This is a genomic window from Pontibacter arcticus, from assembly GCF_003284895.1.
Lineage (GTDB): Bacteria > Bacteroidota > Bacteroidia > Cytophagales > Hymenobacteraceae > Pontibacter > Pontibacter arcticus.
On the sequence record NZ_QMDV01000002.1, the window covers coordinates 925,199 to 941,784 of the forward strand.

Annotated in this window: 14 protein-coding genes; 8 read left to right on the top strand and 6 right to left on the bottom strand. The window is 46.9% G+C overall.

The features are described 5' to 3' along the window. Positions 1 to 5 precede the first annotated feature (5 nt). The 5 genes from DP923_RS09195 to DP923_RS09215 all read left to right on the top strand — a co-directional run bounded on the left by DP923_RS09195 (position 6) and on the right by DP923_RS09215 (position 5,535). The gene (locus DP923_RS09195; RefSeq protein ID WP_112305518.1) at positions 6 to 1,163 is read left to right on the top strand and encodes a chorismate-binding protein; all 1,158 of its coding nucleotides are present in this window, start codon (positions 6 to 8) and stop codon (positions 1,161 to 1,163) included. Between the two features lie 141 nt (positions 1,164 to 1,304). Further along, a complete protein-coding gene (gene menD, locus DP923_RS09200; protein WP_112305519.1) occupies positions 1,305 to 3,011 on the top strand; it encodes a 2-succinyl-5-enolpyruvyl-6-hydroxy-3-cyclohexene-1-carboxylic-acid synthase in 1,707 nt (568 codons plus the stop codon). Positions 3,012 to 3,118: 107 nt separating this feature from the next. Beyond that, on the top strand, positions 3,119 to 3,568 hold the full coding sequence (locus DP923_RS09205) for a DoxX family protein (protein ID WP_112305520.1): 450 nt from the start codon (positions 3,119 to 3,121) through the stop codon (positions 3,566 to 3,568). Positions 3,569 to 3,810: 242 nt separating this feature from the next. Then, on the top strand, positions 3,811 to 4,923 hold the full coding sequence (locus DP923_RS09210; RefSeq protein ID WP_112305521.1) for an AMP-binding protein: 1,113 nt from the start codon (positions 3,811 to 3,813) through the stop codon (positions 4,921 to 4,923). Between the two features lie 207 nt (positions 4,924 to 5,130). Then, positions 5,131 to 5,535 carry a T9SS type A sorting domain-containing protein gene (locus DP923_RS09215; RefSeq protein ID WP_239020981.1) on the top strand — a complete coding sequence of 135 codons (405 nt, stop codon included), beginning with the start codon at positions 5,131 to 5,133 and terminating at the stop codon, positions 5,533 to 5,535. A 63-nt stretch (positions 5,536 to 5,598) separates the two neighbouring features. Here the strand turns inward: DP923_RS09215 and hutG are convergent, their stop codons facing one another. From hutG to hutU, 3 genes are all read right to left on the bottom strand, one after another. Then, a complete protein-coding gene (gene hutG / locus DP923_RS09220) occupies positions 5,599 to 6,573 on the bottom strand; it encodes a formimidoylglutamase (RefSeq protein ID WP_112305523.1) in 975 nt (324 codons plus the stop codon). Beyond that, entirely contained in the window at positions 6,573 to 7,841 is a 1,269-nt protein-coding gene (gene hutI / locus DP923_RS09225) for an imidazolonepropionase (protein ID WP_112305524.1), read from the bottom strand. The genes hutG and hutI overlap by 1 nt, the downstream gene beginning before the upstream one ends. A 148-nt stretch (positions 7,842 to 7,989) precedes the next feature. After that, complete coding sequence (gene hutU / locus DP923_RS09230) at positions 7,990 to 9,702, bottom strand: urocanate hydratase (RefSeq protein WP_112305525.1); 1,713 nt, start codon at positions 9,700 to 9,702, stop codon at positions 7,990 to 7,992. Positions 9,703 to 9,803: 101 nt separating this feature from the next. Between hutU and DP923_RS09235 the strand changes: the two genes are divergently transcribed. Further along, the gene (locus DP923_RS09235) at positions 9,804 to 10,427 is read left to right on the top strand and encodes a class I SAM-dependent methyltransferase (RefSeq protein ID WP_112305526.1); all 624 of its coding nucleotides are present in this window, start codon (positions 9,804 to 9,806) and stop codon (positions 10,425 to 10,427) included. A 7-nt stretch (positions 10,428 to 10,434) separates the two neighbouring features. Here DP923_RS09235 and DP923_RS09240 read toward each other — a convergent pair whose 3' ends face one another. Both DP923_RS09240 and DP923_RS09245 read right to left on the bottom strand, forming a co-directional pair. Further along, the gene (locus tag DP923_RS09240) at positions 10,435 to 11,358 is read right to left on the bottom strand and encodes a zinc-dependent peptidase (protein WP_112305527.1); all 924 of its coding nucleotides are present in this window, start codon (positions 11,356 to 11,358) and stop codon (positions 10,435 to 10,437) included. A 34-nt stretch (positions 11,359 to 11,392) separates the two neighbouring features. After that, positions 11,393 to 12,388: an acyl-CoA synthetase family protein gene (locus DP923_RS09245; RefSeq protein ID WP_112305528.1), complete on the bottom strand. Its 996-nt coding sequence runs from the start codon at positions 12,386 to 12,388 to the stop codon at positions 11,393 to 11,395. A 77-nt stretch (positions 12,389 to 12,465) separates the two neighbouring features. Here DP923_RS09245 and DP923_RS09250 point away from each other — a divergent pair, with 77 nt between their 5' ends. Beyond that, positions 12,466 to 13,023, top strand: coding sequence for a hypothetical protein (locus DP923_RS09250; protein ID WP_112305529.1), 558 nt, complete (start codon positions 12,466 to 12,468; stop codon positions 13,021 to 13,023). Positions 13,024 to 13,099: 76 nt separating this feature from the next. Here DP923_RS09250 and DP923_RS09255 read toward each other — a convergent pair whose 3' ends face one another. Beyond that, positions 13,100 to 15,508, bottom strand: coding sequence for an alpha-ketoacid dehydrogenase subunit alpha/beta (locus tag DP923_RS09255; RefSeq protein ID WP_112305530.1), 2,409 nt, complete (start codon positions 15,506 to 15,508; stop codon positions 13,100 to 13,102). A 159-nt stretch (positions 15,509 to 15,667) separates the two neighbouring features. Here DP923_RS09255 and DP923_RS09260 point away from each other — a divergent pair, with 159 nt between their 5' ends. Continuing rightward, complete coding sequence (locus tag DP923_RS09260; protein WP_112305531.1) at positions 15,668 to 16,432, top strand: DUF1573 domain-containing protein; 765 nt, start codon at positions 15,668 to 15,670, stop codon at positions 16,430 to 16,432. The last annotated feature ends 154 nt before the right edge of the window (positions 16,433 to 16,586 follow it).

A 16,586-nucleotide genomic window follows, 5' to 3' on the forward strand; every position in this document is an offset into this window, starting at 1 on the left:
CAAACATGGGCACGCAGGCACCTACTTATACGTTAGCAGAAGTATTTAATACAGCTGTAGTAGCTAACCGGGCAATTGCTGCCTGGCGTTTGCCGCATGCTGCTTCCGTGCAGGTATGTATTTCTTTGCAGGATGATCTTTTTATCGGTCAGCCTGTGCTCGAAAATAGTGCGGCCGGTTTTCTGTTCTGTCCGTTCCAGGTTGGCAAGTATAAAAACAGCTTCATCAAAGCAGACCTGGAGTTTGACCCACTGACCGGAATTGTGTTTTCTGCGCCGGATGCCCCGGTTGCCGGACTCAAGGAGTTTTATACTTTACTAGCCGAACCTACAAATAATAGCTGGCACCTCCCGGAAAGTATAGCTCAACTTACTTCTGAAAATTACACGGCCGTTGTGCAGCAAAGTATAGCAGCCATCGAAGCCGGTGAGATGGAGAAAGTAGTGATATCCAGAAACCAGAAGCAGCAGCTCCCTGAAAACTTTTCGCCGGTAGCTACCTTTAACAAGTTACTGGAATCGTACCCCGAAGCCTTTGTATCCCTGGTATCGGTGCCAGGCATAGGTACCTGGCTTGGCGCTACACCTGAGATTTTGGTAAGTATAGATGCTGACCAGGTTTTCCATACGATGGCGCTGGCCGGCACGCAACCTGCCACCGAAAAAGTAAATGACGCGATCTGGCGTCAAAAAGAAATAGAAGAACAGGGCATGGTGGAACGCTATATCCTGAGCTGCTTTAAAAAACTCCGTTTAAGAGAATATACCGAGATCGGGCCCAGAACCATTAAAGCCGGAAACCTGCTGCACCTGCGTACCGATTTTAAAGTCGACCTGAAAGAAGTAGATTACCCTGCCCTTGGGAGCGAAATGCTGCAACTTTTGCACCCTACCTCAGCTATTTGCGGCCTTCCAAAAGAACCAGCCCTGCAGTTTATACTTGCCCGCGAAGGCTACGACCGCAGCTATTACAGCGGCTATTTCGGCCCGGTAAACTGTGCCGCCGGAACGTCGTTATTCGTGAATTTGCGGTGCATGCAACTCCTCTCCCATGAAGCCATACTTTATGCCGGCGCTGGTATTACATCCGAGTCTGATCCGGAAAAAGAATGGCATGAAACGCAACACAAAATGAACACCATCGGTAGCGTTTTAAACGGTTAATTGTTAACTTGTTGGCTTGTTACACGCCCAGCGCATCCATTCGGCAACTCAATATTTTCAAGTTTATACTTTACCAGCTCGCTCAATTGGAAGATTGAAAAACTCATCAATCAGCCTGGCAGCAATCGATAATAAATACCCATGATCTTACAGCCTGTTCGTAATATTGCTGAAATCTGTGCCCGCAAAGGCGTACAAAACGTGGTGCTATCGCCTGGTTCGCGTTGTGCGCCACTTACCATTTCGTTTGCACGGCACCCGAAACTACACGTAAAAACAGTAAGCGACGAGCGCGCTGCTGCGTTTATTGCTCTCGGCATGGCCCTAACAACAGGCAAACCAACAGTATTGATCTGCACGTCCGGTACAGCTGCCCTTAACTACGCGCCTGCTGTGGCCGAAGCCTATTTCCAGCAGGTGCCCCTGCTTATACTTACCGCCGACCGCCCCACTGAATGGATCGACCAACTGGACGGGCAAACCATTCGGCAGCAAGACATTTACGGCAAACACATTAAGCAGAGTTATACTTTTCCGTCTGATTTTGAGCACCCGGACAGCACCTGGTACAGCGAACGCATGGTTTCTGAAGCGCTGAACGAAGCCGTAGCATTTCCGGCCGGGCCGGTGCATATTAATGTGCCGTTGCGCGAGCCTTTCTACCCAGCTCCCGGCGAGGAAATCAGCTTTAGCCAACATATAAAAATCATTGAAGAGGATCAGACATTATCCGAACTCAGCTCCGGGCAAATCGCAAAATTAAAGCAAGAACTGGCAGGTTATAAAAAGATTTTGATAGTTGCTGGCCAGGATGCGGCAGATAACGATTTAATAAGTGCGCTGCAACGTATAACTGCTGAAACAGGGGCAGTTGTAGTAGGCGATATAATCAGTAACATCCAGCAACTACCAGAAGTGATCCGGTACCAGGATGCGCTTTTGTCGAACCCGGATGAGCAGCAACTGGCCCAACTTCAACCTGATTTACTCCTGACTTTTGGCAAATCAATCATCTCGAAAAGCCTGAAATTATACTTGCGCAAGTATAAACCTGCAGCTCACTGGCACATACAACCTGCCGGCTATGTTGCTGATACCTTTCAGGCCTTAACTAAAATTATACGCTGCACGCCAGCCGGTTTCTTCGCAAATCTTTCCGGAAGTATACTTGCTGACAAAGCTTTTACAAATACCTGGAAGCAACAGGAAAATAAAGCAGCTCATTTCCTAAAATCATACTTAGCCGGCACCACATATAGTGAACTCACGCTTGTAGCACGTATTTTTAAGCAATTACCAGCCTCCAGCAGCCTGCATCTGGCAAACAGTATGGCGGTGCGTTATGCTAATATGGTCGGGTTGGAGGCAGAACAAAACGTGCAGGTTTTTGCAAACCGGGGCACCAGCGGTATTGATGGCAGCACGAGCACCGCTGTTGGTTGTGCGCTTACGAGCAAAGGTATTACCACGCTGCTTACCGGCGATATGGCCTTTTTCTATGACCGCAATGGCTTGTGGCATAATTACCTGCCGGCAAACCTACGGATCGTGATATTAAACAACCATGCAGGCGGCATTTTCAGGTTGATTGATGGCCCTAAACAGCAGCCCGAACTGGAACCCTACTTTGAAACGTATCAGGCCTTAGATGCCAGCAACACGGCCCGCGATTTCGGAATGAAGTATACCCAGGTGTATACTTTAGAGGAACTGGAAAACGCTTTGCCAGCCTTCTTTTCTCCTGAAAACGGCGCCGCGATTCTGGAGATCTTTACTGAAAGTCCGGCAAATGCTACTTCATTTACTGACTACAAGACGGCTTTAAGAAATCACTTAAGTACGATCTAAGCGCTGCAGCCTGCTTTAAGATTAACCGAATATCAAATCAGGAAATCTTAAATGCATTATATTCGTTAAACAAAATATAGACGTTTTTTAACTTAATCCTGCCAGTTATGAGCTTACTAAGTTATTTCCGCCCTTCTGAACATTTAAACAGTTCTCAGAATCCGATCTGGATGGATGGCCTCCGTATACTTTTAGGCTTGTTCATCTTCGTGAAAGGTCTTTTGTTTATCGAATATGCCAGCGATCTTTTCGCTGTCTTCGGTGGTCAGTTTTCCTGGAACTACCCGAGAGCACACAGTTTTACAAGTGTTATCCATATAATTGGCGGCCTGATGATCACGGTCGGTTTACTGACCAGGCTATCGCTTATCTGCCAGATACCTATTTTCTTAATGAGCCCGCTTATCCAAAACAAAGAGCAGGTGGCACAGGGAAGCGCTGAGTTCTGGGTAGCTGCACTACTGGTTGCGTTGCTGTTATTCTTCATGGTTGTGGGCCCGGGCCGTTATTCGCTTGACAACAAAGTGCTGCGCCCGAAAGCCGATTTTCAACAATAAGGTATACTTCTGGAGTTAACCCTGATTCTAGCTAAATCATAAAAAAACGGCATTGCCTGTAACTTGTCAGGCAATGCCGTTTTTTTATACTGAAAATTTTAGCCGGATAAGTAGGTATTTATACTTTATCGAAGTGAAAATTTAGTGGCGGGTTCACTGCGCAGCAATTCATGGTTTGGCGTATTAGTTTTTAAAGTACCTTTATTTTTTAGAATATCGAGTCCGGCTATACTTTAACCTCCATGACTGAAAAGTTTCTTACCCTGAACGGCAATAAATTTTACTACGACGAAATTGCCGAATATTCTTTCCGCAACAGCATTCCATTAAACGGTTACGAAAGCAAAACCCTGGAATTTTGCCGAAACTGGCTCACCGGCGTCCAGGAATTTCCGATCCAAACGTCGGGCTCTACGGGAGTGCCTAAAACCATAACCCTTACCCGTCAGCAACTCGAAGCCAGCGCCCGCCGCACCATTAACCTGCTAAAACTGCAGAAAGGCGATACTACCCTGGTTTGCCTGAACACAGAATACATTGCCGGTATGATGATGCTGGCCCGTGGTTTTTTAGCTGAAATGGACATTATTGTGGTAGACCCGATCAGCAATCCGCTTTCGCTTTTAGCACCCGATACTAAAGTAGATTTTGCCTCTTTTGTGCCGATGCAGCTGCAGACCATTTTAGTGGAAGCCCCGGAAATGACCCCGATCCTAAACCAGATGAAAGCTATTTTGGTGGGCGGCGCCCCGGTAAACCCAAATCTGCGAAGAGAAATGATGTGGGTGGAAGCGCCTATTTACCATACGTACGGCATGACCGAGACAGCTTCTCATATCGCGCTCAGGCTATTGAATGGTGCCGGCGCGGCAGAATATTACGAAGCGCTAGACACAATAAAACTCGGCCTGGATAGCCGTGGCTGCCTGACCATACAAGGCGATGTGACCAATAACGAGCTACTAGCCACAAACGATATTGTAGAGTTGCTCACCCCTACCCGTTTCCGCTGGATTGGCCGGGTAGATAATACTATTAACTCGGGCGGCGTAAAAGTACAGATAGAGAAAGTGGAAGTTGCCGTGGCCGAAGCCATGATCGATGCAGAGAAAATGCCCCGCTACTTTATTGCTTCGCAGCCCGATGAACTGTTAGGTGAGAAAATAATCCTGGTAATGGAAAGTGAGCCGCTAGCTGCTGCTGAGGAGGAAGAACTTTTACTGAAAATGCGCAAGCTTTTAAAACGGTTCGAGATGCCGCGCGGCATTTACTATATAACAGCCTTCACCGAAACGGCCACCGGTAAAATACAGCGGCAGCGTACCATGCAAAAGCTTGGCTTGGTTACGCATTAGTATACTTTAAATGAACGGTAAAATAGCTGTACAGTAACTGCTTCTGGTCCCAATTTTCTGCACCCATACTTCGATCCTAAATCATACTTTGTACTGACGAAATCTGACCTATAAAACCTGTATCTGAAGTATTTTTTAACTGAGTAAAAAAACTGGCCTCAAAAATGCATAAGCGCTGATACATGTATACTTTAAAAGCATATCCAGATGAAGCAAACATATAGATTGGCGCTGTTATTGGGCTTCCCGCTTATTGTATTCGGTTTTTCTGCAAATGCGCAAACCAAACCGCTCCCGGCAAGTTCGCTGGAGCAGATGCTTGCCGCCGCCGCTGCCGACACAACCACTTACCGCGAAACATTATCGGGCATCCATCTCAAACCAATTAAAAAAGGGAATTTTATACTTGATTTCTCTCAGGTTTTAAAAGAAAACGCCATGCTGGCCATTACCAATACTGCAGGCAAACTTGTGTACCAGAAACCGGTAAAAGTCTCTAAAAAGCAGCAATCGTGGCGCTATAATTTAGGTAAATTAAAGCCGGACATTTACCTGGTTGAAGTAAAAACATCAGACACCACCTACTGGACCAAGTTTAAAATCGGAAGGTGATCTCACAAAAAAGCCTGCTCTTTTCAGCAGGCTTTTTTTTATTTAGTTCGGTTGAAACGTAGTTTATACTTTGCTCCACTCCTTTACAATCTGGTAAAGTATAGCTGCGCCAAGTTTAGCTGTTCTGTTATCCAGGTCGAACGAGGGGTTCAGTTCTGCCATATCCAGACTCAGGAGTTTACCGCTGGCCATGATCGTTTTTAAAAGTGCCACCACAACATCCGGAGAAATACCAAGTGCATTTACGGCACTAACACCAGGCGCGTAACCTGCTGCAAATACATCCAGATCAATGGTTATATAAACAGCGTCTAGGGTTGTTAAGAAAGCCTCCAGATTTTGCTGCAGAGCTGGCAGGTTATTCGCGTTAACCTCATCCGCTAAAGTATACTTTACTCCTAGGTTTTCGGCTGTATTGAATAATACCTGCGTGTTGCCATACTCCTGAATTCCGAGACAGTTATACTTGAAAGCTTGGCCGGCTTGCTGCATTTTATCCGCAATCTGTAAAAACGGCGTGCCCGAACTGGGTTCCTGCTGATAACTTCTCAGGTCGAAGTGCGCATCAAAGTTTACGATACCTAACTCTTTATCAGTAACAGCTTGTTCAAGGCCCAGGTAATGGCCGTAGGCTATCTCGTGGCCGCCACCTAGCACCAAAGGCTTGTAACCATGCGCAAGCAACAACGCTACTTTCCTGCCCAGCTGCATTTGCGCTTCTTCCAGTTTCTCATTCGAACTGATCACATCGCCGGCATCTACTAATAGCACGTTAGGAGGCAGATGATAAGCAAAAGAAGCCATTGCCTTGCGTAAAGCAGCAGGTCCTGCGGCGGCTCCTTTTCTGCCCTGGTTACGGCGTACGCCTTCGTCGCAGCAAAAACCTAAAAACGCGAAAGCAACCTGATCCTGCTGTACAGTCGGTATTTCCTTTGATAGATCGAGAAACTGAATAGCCTGGTGCCAGCGCTTGCCTGCTTCTCCATCAAGAGCATCAATTCTGCCCTGCCAGGCTCCTTTTGTAGTTGGTTTATACATTAAGCTGATAGTTTTCCTGCTTGCACCTGTACGCCTTTTTTCCAGATAGCAGTAGGTTTCAGTTTGCCCTGGAAGTATAAAATCTCTTTGTAATCAGCCACCGGAAAAGCAATAAAATCTGCCAAACGCTTCCGTTGCAGCGAGCCCCGATCTTTTAAATTTAAAGCCTTTGCGGCACGAACCGTGATAGCTGCCAGGGTTTCGGCGGTGGTAAGTTTTTCGGAAGCACCAATCAGCGCAGCCTGCAGCAGCAGATCGCCCATAGGCGCCGAACCCGGATTCCAGTCGGTGGCGATGGCTACGCAAAGGCCACCATCCAGCATTTTGCGGGCAGGCGCATAGTGCATACCTAAGCCAACAGATGCCCCCGGAAGTACAGTTGCCACCACTTCTGCCTCCTTCAATAAGGCAATCTCCTCTTCCCCGCTGGCTTCCAGGTGGTCGGCACTTATGGCGCCGGCCTCTGCTGCGATCCTGCTGCCATCGGTGCTAAACTGGTCGGCGTGTACGGTCACATCAAAACCCATTTGTTTCGCTTCGAGCAAATAAGTCAGGGCATCGTCTCCATTAAAAGCTGTTTCTTCAATAAAGATATCGACGCGGTTGGCTAATTGTTGTTCCTGGATTTGAGGCAGCAGTTCGGTTACGATGTGTTTCAGGTATAAGCCGGCATCAGCGTGTTCGGGTGGCAGCATATGGGCAGCCAGGCAAGTTGGTATCAGGTCGATCTGGTGGTGTTTATTTACTAGTTTAATCGCTTCCAGCATTTTAAGTTCCTCATCCACCGAAAGGCCATAGCCACTTTTTACTTCCGAGGTGGTAACGCCTTCGTGCAGGTGGCGGTCGCAGCGTTTTTTCAGCAGATCTACCAGTTCGATCAGCGTGGCCTCACGTGTTTTGCGTACGCTATCCAGAATGCCACCGCCACTTCGTGCAATCTCCAGGTACGATTTCCCGGCTACGCGCATGGCATAATCGTTAGCCCGCGAACCGGCAAAACACATGTGCGTGTGGGCATCAATTAAACCCGGAAGCACCACCATCGGCTCGGTAATTTTCTCCAGTTTATAATCTGATTTTTCGGCCAGTTGCAGCATTTCCTGGTAGTTTCCGACCTGCGCTATACTTTCTCCATTTACCAAAATACCGGCATTTTCAAGTACAACCAGCTCCTCATCTTTTATAGGCCCGGCTTCCGGTAAATGTTGCATGGTTACTACCTGGCTGAAGGGGCCAACCAACGTATAAGTATGATTATCTTCTTTCATGAAACTATCTTTTTAAAGCCCCTACAAAGTATAACTTATACCTAATCAAGGACTTTTTTATACTTTGGATTACGAAAAACCTATAGTGTGAAGTATAAAAACAAGCCATCGGTTAAGAATGGCTTGTTTACTTTTTTGCTTGCATGTATTACAGATTCAATCCGAACTTTTCTGCGTTTTCCTGGGCTGTTTCGTAGCCTGCATCAGCATGCCGGAAAATACCCATGGCCGGATCGTTGTACAGCACGCGGCTCAGGCAACGGTCTGCCCTTTCAGAGCCATCGGCCAGCACCACCATCCCTGCGTGCTGCGAGTAGCCAATACCCACACCGCCGCCATGATGGAATGATACCCAAGTAGCGCCACCAGCAGTATTCGACATCAGGTTAAGCAGTGGCCAGTCCGATACGGCATCAGAGCCGTCTTTCATCGCTTCGGTTTCGCGGTATGGAGAGGCCACAGAACCACAATCCAGGTGATCACGACCAATAACAATAGGCGCTTTTACTTTGCCATCGCGCACCAGTTTATTGAACATCAGTCCGGCTTTTTCACGCTCGCCCATACCCAGCCAGCAAATGCGGCATGGCAAACCTTGGAAGGCTACTTTTTCTTCGGCCTGCTCCAGCCAGTTGATCATGTGTGTGTTTTCAGGGAAAAGCTCTTTTAAAGCGGCATCGGTCACTTTTATATCCTCGGGGTCGCCGGATAAGGCTGCCCAACGGAACGGGCCTTTGCCTTCGCAGAAAAGCGGGCGCATGTATTCCGGCACAAAACCCGGTATCTGGAACGCATCCTGCTCGCCTCCTTGTTTGGCAAACTCGCGCAGGTTGTTACCATAATCAAACGTTATACTTCCTTTGTTTTTCAGCTCGAGCATAAACCCAACGTGGCGGGCCATACTTTTAAGCGATAAGGCTTTATACTTTTCAGGATCGGCTTCGCGGAGTGCTTTGGCGGCATCTAACGTTAAACCGTTCGGAACATAACCGTTTATCGGGTCATGCGCGGAGGTCTGGTCTGTCAGGATTTCAGGGATGATGTTATCCTGCAACAGTTTTTCCAGCACATCACCAATATCGCCAACCAACCCAATCGAGATGGCTTCGCCTTTTTCTTTTGCTTCGAGCGTCCAGCGAATGGCTTCTTCGTAGCTGTCGGTCATTTTATCGATGTAACGGCTATCCAATCGCTTTTTAATTCTTTCCGGATCGATATCAACACCTAAAAAAGTGGCTCCTGCAATGGTAGCAGCCAACGGTTGCGCGCCGCCCATACCGCCTAAACCACCCGTTACGATCAGTTTATGACGCAGGTCGCCGTTAAAATGGATTCTGCCACAGGCCGCAAATGTCTCGTAAGTGCCCTGCAAAATGCCTTGTGTACCAATGTAGATCCAACTACCAGCCGTCATCTGGCCATACATCATCAAGCCGCGCTCGCGCAACTCGTTAAAATGCTCCCAGGTTGCCCAATGCGGTACTAAGTTACTGTTAGCAATCAGTACACGCGGTGCTTCGGTGTGGGTTCGTACTTTGCCAACCGGCTTACCTGACTGTACCAGAAGACTTTCATCTTCTTCCAGTTCAAGCAACACTTCAATTATTTTTCGGGCATCCTGCACCGTGCGCGCTGCCTGGCCAATACCACCATATACTACCAAACGAGAAGGATCTTCTGCCACTTCATCTGTCAGGTTATTCAGAAACATGCGGAGGGCTGCTTCTGTCTGCCAGTTTTTAGCGTTAAGTTCTGGGCCACGCGGCGGTGTATAAACCGGGTGTGTGGCGTATTTCTGAATAAATTCTCCAGTGCTGAGGTTAGATCGTAAGGTAGTAGTTGTGTCGGCGGAAATATGCATAGTTTTATTTTCTTGTTCAGGTGTTCAAGTTTCCGAAAAATAATTTAAAAAGTATAGCGAAAGCAGGATAAATTGCCTGTTCTGCTTTAACGAAGTATAACATGACTCAAATACCTGCCCTTACGGACCTTGACGCCATTTTCGGAAATATGGATATTTACCTGTTCGACCAATTGTTGAAAGGAAGTATAAAACCAAGCATGAACGTGCTGGATGCAGGTTGCGGAAACGGTCGGAATAGCAGTTATTTACTGAAAGCGGGCGTAAACATGTTTGGCGTGGATTCTTCGGAATTTTCCATTTCAGAAATGCAGCAGCTGGCTCAAAGTATAAATTCGGGTTTCCCTTCAGGTAATTTTGTTGTTGCTGATCTGGCCGCTTTACCTTTTGATACCAACTTTTTTGATGTGATAGTTTGTAGCGCCGTGCTGCATTTCAGCAGAAGTGAAGTGCATTTCAGAAGTATGGTGCAGGAAATGTGGCGAACCCTGAAACCGGGCGGCATGCTTTTCTGCCGCTTCAGTACCACCATCGGGATGCAAGGTAAACTACAACCTATAAACAACGGTTTTTACCAGATGCCGCACGGGCAAGTATGGTTTCTGGTAGATAAAACGTTACTGCTACAATTGGAGAAAGAACTGCGTGCAAGCCGCGCTGAGCCACTAAAAACCGTTTTAATTGAGCACGACCGAAGTATGACTACCTGGGTTTTAAGGAAGTAAGTTATAGTTAAGCCGCCACTTTATTTTTCTTCAGTAAACAGCAGTTTTTATACTTTTCTCCGCTCCGGCATGGGCAAGGCTCGTTGCGGCTTAAGCGTTTACCGTACGGGTTCAGCAGTTCCCGGAAGTTTAAGCGGAACCGGCGTCTTGGCCTTTGCTGGAAAACTTTGGTTAACATTTCGTACAGCCTCGGGTGGTTTTCGGCAAGCTGACCGGGCTTCTCGAAAAAATATTCGGTTACGACGGCAAAAAATTCTGCTTCGCTGGTAGCGCCGTAGCTGTTAATATCAGACTCGCCTTTTTTTATACTTTTGATTTTCCGGTACATCAGTTCGCGCCACGGTTGCACCAGCTCATCGGGTAAATATTCTTTTGGAATACCATCAATCTCACCATCAGCCTGATCCAGAATATGCGCAAACTCATGGATACCCACGTTTTTGCGGTCCTGCATATCATTAAACCCTCGCTCTAACGCTGGCTTCGATAGTGTTACATAATGGTCGTTCTGGAAAGGGTTTACTAGACCAAGTACCTCTGATACGGCTTCAGTTTCATCGTCTTTATACTTGGCTATACTTCCAGGGAAAACAATCACCTCGCCTAAATTACGGTACTCCCAATCGCGGAAGCCAAAAATAGGAATGATAGCGCTTGCCCCTACCAGTACTTTAGTCAGGTCATCAATCTCGGTTTCGATGCCGGTAATGCGTTTTTCAGATAAGAAAAGCTGCAGCATTTTCTCGAACTGCGCCTTATCTTCTTCTTTTAAGGTATGGTAAAAGCCCACACGGTCGAGGAGAATTTTGCGCCACTCGACCGGAAACTCCTGTGCCAGCACTTTTTTGCGGTTCCGTGTTTTACGGGTGGCCCATCTATAAAAAAGCAGGACGAAGCCTGCCAGCAATGCAATAAAAAATATATAACCCATGGGCACCTTAAACGGCTGGCTGCTACAAAAGATGCTAGGCTATTAAAAGATTGCAACCCCTTATATCCGAATTATCGAAGCGGCCCAGTACTTCGAAACTACCATCGGGATGCATTTTGCCTATATCTTTGGTTTCGATGAATGCGCACGAATCTATATTGGCCAGATCGATGACGTTGATGCCGCCCGAACGTAAGCTGCTATTTATGTAAAAAGGATCATTGAGATCGCGGAGAAGGATCTGCATTGTTTGGCCCGGCCAGAAAATGCCATCGCCTTTGGAATATCCCTGCGACATCAGCTCCGTCATGCCATACTCTGAATGTATACCTTTTACGCCGAAACCATGCTGCAACTGGGTATGCAGTTCTTCGCGTATCATTTCGCGACGGCGGCCTTTCATACCACCCGTTTCCATAATGATCACATCGCTGAAATCTTCTTTACCTTGCAAGGTATCTGCCCAATCCAGGAGCGCGTACGATACGCCGATCAGTATCACTTTCTTGCCACGAAGCCGCGCTTGCGCTATTGCTGCAAGTATAAGTTTGTGCTCATTCAGGTAAAAACCCTTCTCCTGCTGCCCGGTCTGCTTTATAAAATAATCGACCATGGCTACCAACGATGAACCACCCTGCTCTAAATAAGATGGCAGCAAAGCCAGCACCACGAAATCCTGAAGCGGACCGTAAAAGCTTTCGAAAATGTGTTGGCAGGTTTTAAAGTATAAACCGAGATCAGAAACGAAATGCCTGCTGCGGGTTTGCTGGGTGGTGCCGCTGCTGTAAAAAACGGCTTCAGCATCAAAATTACCCGTTTTTACATTCTGAGATTTAAAGAATTCGATAGGCAGAAAAGGGATTTCATCTAGGGCTGTAACCTGCTGTACATCTGTTTTTAAGTGCTTCAGGTATTGCTTGTAAACCTCGTTGTGTGCAGCCTGGTAGCGGAATAATTGCAGGGCTTTTTCCGTAAAATCTGTTTGGTGGGTGTTAAACAGTTGGCTACTAAATTCAGCTTTAAAATCCATTCGTAGAAAGTTACAACAATTACTATATTGCCATCGTTTTAATAAGTAAATTTAGCTTCAATTTTCTGATATCCTGCATGAAATATTTGCTAAAGTATAGCCTGGCACTGCTACTGCTCAGTTCGTGCCGCAAAGAACCAAACTTTCCGGATGAGCCTCAGATTACGTATAACGGCGTTGAGCAGTACACCACACGCGAGCCCGGTGGCCGAGATGTAGATGAGCTTATCCTTAGAATCGGGTATCAGGATGGCGATGGCGACCTGGGCTTGTCGCGCGACAGAAACACAGAAGATTACCGTCCGCCTTTTAATTCGGGATCGCAGTACGAGCATAACTTTATTGCCGAGCTGCAGGTAAAGCAAGGCGACAAGTATATTCCGTATCCGTTTGTAGGGCCGCTTGGCTTTAGTGGCCGCTTTCCGAGGCTAACTACCGGCGAAGGCCGTGCTGAAGCATTGGAAGGTGAGATACGCTACACCATCGAAAGTTTTGCATCCGATACCTACGACCAGACAGGCACGCTGAGCGATACCATCCGTTTCCAGATTTACATTTACGACCGTGCCCTGAACAAAAGCAATGTTATATTAACGGATGACATCAAGCTTTTCAGCGGTTCTCCCCGACCTTAAATTCATACTTTATACTTTATAAAAAAGCCCCGGTAAATCAGATTTACCGGGGCTTTTTTGTGACTTCAAGCTATACTTAGAAAATTACCGGATACGCTTTCGGATCAGCTTCATGCATGATATCATACACCGTTTCGAACACGTCTTCGGTATTTGGTTTTGAGAAATAATCGCCATCAGAAGAGTAAGGCGGGCGGTGTGCGTGTGCTGTTAAACACTGCGGCTTCGAATCCAGATAGCGCCATGCTTCCTGGCCATCAACCACCTGCTGCATCATGAAGGCCGTTGCGCCTCCCGGTACGTCTTCATCCGCAAATAAAACACGATTAGTTTTACGGATTGAGTCAGAAATCATGTGGTTGATATCGAATGGCAATAGCGTCTGTACATCAATCACTTCCGCTGAAATACCGAATTCTTCCAGTTGCTTAGCGGCATCCATTACAATGCGGCACATAGAGCCATAAGTTACAATCGTGATATCGGTACCTTCTTTTATGATTTCTGGCTGGCCCAATGGCACGGTAAACTCCGCAATGTTATTTGGAATGCGCTCTTTTAAGCGGTAGCCGTTCAGGCACTCTATTACAAGAGCAGGCTCATCGGCTTTTAACAAGGTGTTATAGAAACCGGCTGCCTGCGTCATGTCGCGCGGTACCAGCACGTGCATACCCCTGATGCTGTTCAGGATCATACCGATTGGTGAGCCGGAATGCCAAATGCCTTCCAGGCGGTGGCCACGTGTACGCACAATTAACGGTGCTTTCTGACCGCCTTTGGTACGGTATTGCAAACAAGCTACATCATCCGATAAGATCTGGATAGCATAGAGTAAATAATCAAGGTATTGGATCTCCGTGATCGGGCGAAGGCCACGCAACGATGCGCCTATGCCCTGGCCGATGATCGTACACTCCCGAATACCGGTATCCGTAACACGCAGCTCGCCATACTTCTCCTGTAAGCCCGCAAATGCCTGGTTCACATCCCCGATCTTACCTACATCTTCACCGATGGCAAATACGCGTGGGTCGCGGGCAAGTATCGCATCAAAGCAAGCCTGTAATACTTCGCGGCCATCTACAACCGGAGAGTTATCATCAAACTCAGCCTTTACTTCTTCTACTAACAAAGCCGACTCTTCGGATTGGCTGTACAAGTATGAATTAAAGCGGTCTGCATTTTCGCCGAGCGTTTGCTCGAGCCAGCCTACTAGTTCGTGCTTGGCTTCATTGCGCTCATCACGCACGTAGCGTAACGCTTTCCTGATCGCTCTAACTGCGTCGCTCCTGACTGGATTCAGTGTTTTGCGGAGCTCTTCTGAAATAGCAGTCACTTCGGTAATATGTTCGCTGGCGCTAGCCAGGTTATTTAATAAACGAAGTGCATCTTCATGGTCAGATTTAATCGAAGCCATGAATTCGCTCCAGGCGTTGGTACGGGCAACTTTTACGGTTTCTTTCGCTGCTTCTTCGATCTGGTCCAGCTGCTCTTCGGTGGCAATACCGCTTTCCAGCACCCACTCGCGCATTTTCTTCAAACAGTCAAAATCAGCTTCCCAATCCAGGCGCTCTTTTGATTTGTAACGCTCATGCGAGCCTGAAGTAGAGTGGCCTTGCGGTTGTGTTACTTCTTCTACGTGTATTAATACCGGTACATGTTCTTCGCGGCAAACACGTACGGCAGCTTCGTAGGCTTCACAAAGTGCGGCATAATCCCAGCCCTTCACTTTAAATATTTCGTAGCCCTGCTCCTCTTTGCTGTTACGCTGGAAGCCGGCTAATATCTCTGAAATGCTGCCTTTTGTTGTCTGGTATTCTGCCGGAACTGAAATACCGTAGCCATCATCCCAAACCGAAACCAGCATTGGAATCTGTAAAACACCGGCTGCATTGATGGCCTCAAAAAACATCCCTTCTGAAGTAGACGCGTTTCCGATGGTGCCAAATGCCACTTCGTTTCCGTTTACAGAAAAGGTATCGAACTGCTGCAGCTCCGGGTTCTGGCGGTATAGTTTGGAAGCATACGCTAACCCTACCAGGCGCGGCATCTGTGCTGCTGTAGGGGAAATATCAGAGCTCGAATTTTTTTGTTTGGTCAGGTCTTTCCAGTTGCCTTCTTCATCGAGCAAGCGCGTGCCGAAGTGGCCGTTCATGGCGCGGCCAGCCGTAGATGGCTCTGCTTCTACATCTGTGTGGGCGTAAAGCTGTGCAAAATATTGCTGCAGGGTTAGCTCGCCGATGGCAAACATAAAGGTCTGGTCGCGATAATAGCCTGAACGAAAATCGCCTGCTTTAAAAAATTTGGCCATAGCCAGCTGGGCAACTTCTTTGCCGTCACCGAATATACCAAACTTCGCTTTTCCCATGAAAACCTCTTTACGGCCGGCCAGACTGGCTTGTCTGCTTTCCCAGGCGATGCGGTAATCATTCAGGATTTCTTCTGATGTTAATTTCTGATTTATAGACACTTCAGCAGTTTGCATGTTATTTCTATAGAAGTCGGATTACTCATTTTCTGATCAAAAGTACACAAGATTGGCCTAATATCAAATCCGGCTCAATCGGGGCATGATGTTCGCAGTTGCTTTTTAACAAAAAGATTATCTATCTTTGTTTTGTGTCGGTACATTAATTTTTAGCTTATGTCAAAACGTTGGTCTCTTGCAGTGTTGCTGTTTCTGGTATTAGCCGGGTTTAGCGTACGCGCACAGGGCGATCTCAGGTTCGAAAAACAAACGCACGACTTTGGCACTATTACAGAAGGCACTTTTGCGTCTTACGAGTTCAGGGTAAAAAACGTAGGCAACCAACCTGCAATTATTTCGGATGTGCGGCCTGCCTGTGGTTGTACTACCCCTACTTGGCCCAAAGAGCCTATTTTACCTGGTAAAATCGCTGCGATTAAAGCTGTTTACAACAGCACAGGCCGGCCGGGCGCCTTTCATAAATCAATCTCTATTGTTTCTGACGGCGTTGCCCAAAGCCAGGTATTGTACATAAAAGGGAATGTTGTACCAAAAGATCAAAAATCTTTTTATACTCCGGAACAAAAGGCAAACTCGCCGCGTTTGGCAGTAGGAAACACCAGCTATAGCTTTGGTAAACTTGAAAAAGGACAAAAATCTATCGCTAGGTTTACAGTAAAAAACACAGGTCGGCAGGACCTGATCATACAGGGAATTAAGTCGGATTGCAACTGCGTAACTTATAAAGTTTCGGAGCCATCTATTAAGGCCGGACAAACTGCAACTTTGGAACTAACCTACGTTCCTGCTGTGTTAAAGGAGCATAACGAGGTAGTGACCATACTTTCAAATGATATTATAATGCCAGCTCTTAAGTTAACGCTTAAAGCAACCATAGTAGAGCAAACGGCATCTCAGCATATGTTAAGACAGGGTAATTAACCCATACTTAGCAAATAGTTTTTTTCATAGTTTTATTTTGTACTAACGGCAGCGGTTCTATCGCTGCCTTTTTTCATTTTATACCTTTCCTTTTTGCTTTGACCAAGCTAAAAAAATTGCACCGTTTTCATTAAACTCTACTTTACCGGTTAAA

Coding starts and splice junctions, on each gene's coding strand:
- DP923_RS09195 (WP_112305518.1), top strand. CDS start 6: ATGGGCACGCAGGCACCTACTTATACGTTAGCAGAAGTATTTAATACA.
- menD (WP_112305519.1), top strand. CDS start 1,305: ATGATCTTACAGCCTGTTCGTAATATTGCTGAAATCTGTGCCCGCAAA.
- DP923_RS09205 (WP_112305520.1), top strand. CDS start 3,119: ATGAGCTTACTAAGTTATTTCCGCCCTTCTGAACATTTAAACAGTTCT.
- DP923_RS09210 (WP_112305521.1), top strand. CDS start 3,811: ATGACTGAAAAGTTTCTTACCCTGAACGGCAATAAATTTTACTACGAC.
- DP923_RS09215 (WP_239020981.1), top strand. CDS start 5,131: ATGAAGCAAACATATAGATTGGCGCTGTTATTGGGCTTCCCGCTTATT.
- hutG (WP_112305523.1), bottom strand. CDS start 6,573: ATGTATAAACCAACTACAAAAGGAGCCTGGCAGGGCAGAATTGATGCT.
- hutI (WP_112305524.1), bottom strand. CDS start 7,841: ATGAAAGAAGATAATCATACTTATACGTTGGTTGGCCCCTTCAGCCAG.
- hutU (WP_112305525.1), bottom strand. CDS start 9,702: ATGCATATTTCCGCCGACACAACTACTACCTTACGATCTAACCTCAGC.
- DP923_RS09235 (WP_112305526.1), top strand. CDS start 9,804: ATGACTCAAATACCTGCCCTTACGGACCTTGACGCCATTTTCGGAAAT.
- DP923_RS09240 (WP_112305527.1), bottom strand. CDS start 11,358: ATGGGTTATATATTTTTTATTGCATTGCTGGCAGGCTTCGTCCTGCTT.
- DP923_RS09245 (WP_112305528.1), bottom strand. CDS start 12,388: ATGGATTTTAAAGCTGAATTTAGTAGCCAACTGTTTAACACCCACCAA.
- DP923_RS09250 (WP_112305529.1), top strand. CDS start 12,466: ATGAAATATTTGCTAAAGTATAGCCTGGCACTGCTACTGCTCAGTTCG.
- DP923_RS09255 (WP_112305530.1), bottom strand. CDS start 15,508: ATGCAAACTGCTGAAGTGTCTATAAATCAGAAATTAACATCAGAAGAA.
- DP923_RS09260 (WP_112305531.1), top strand. CDS start 15,668: ATGTCAAAACGTTGGTCTCTTGCAGTGTTGCTGTTTCTGGTATTAGCC.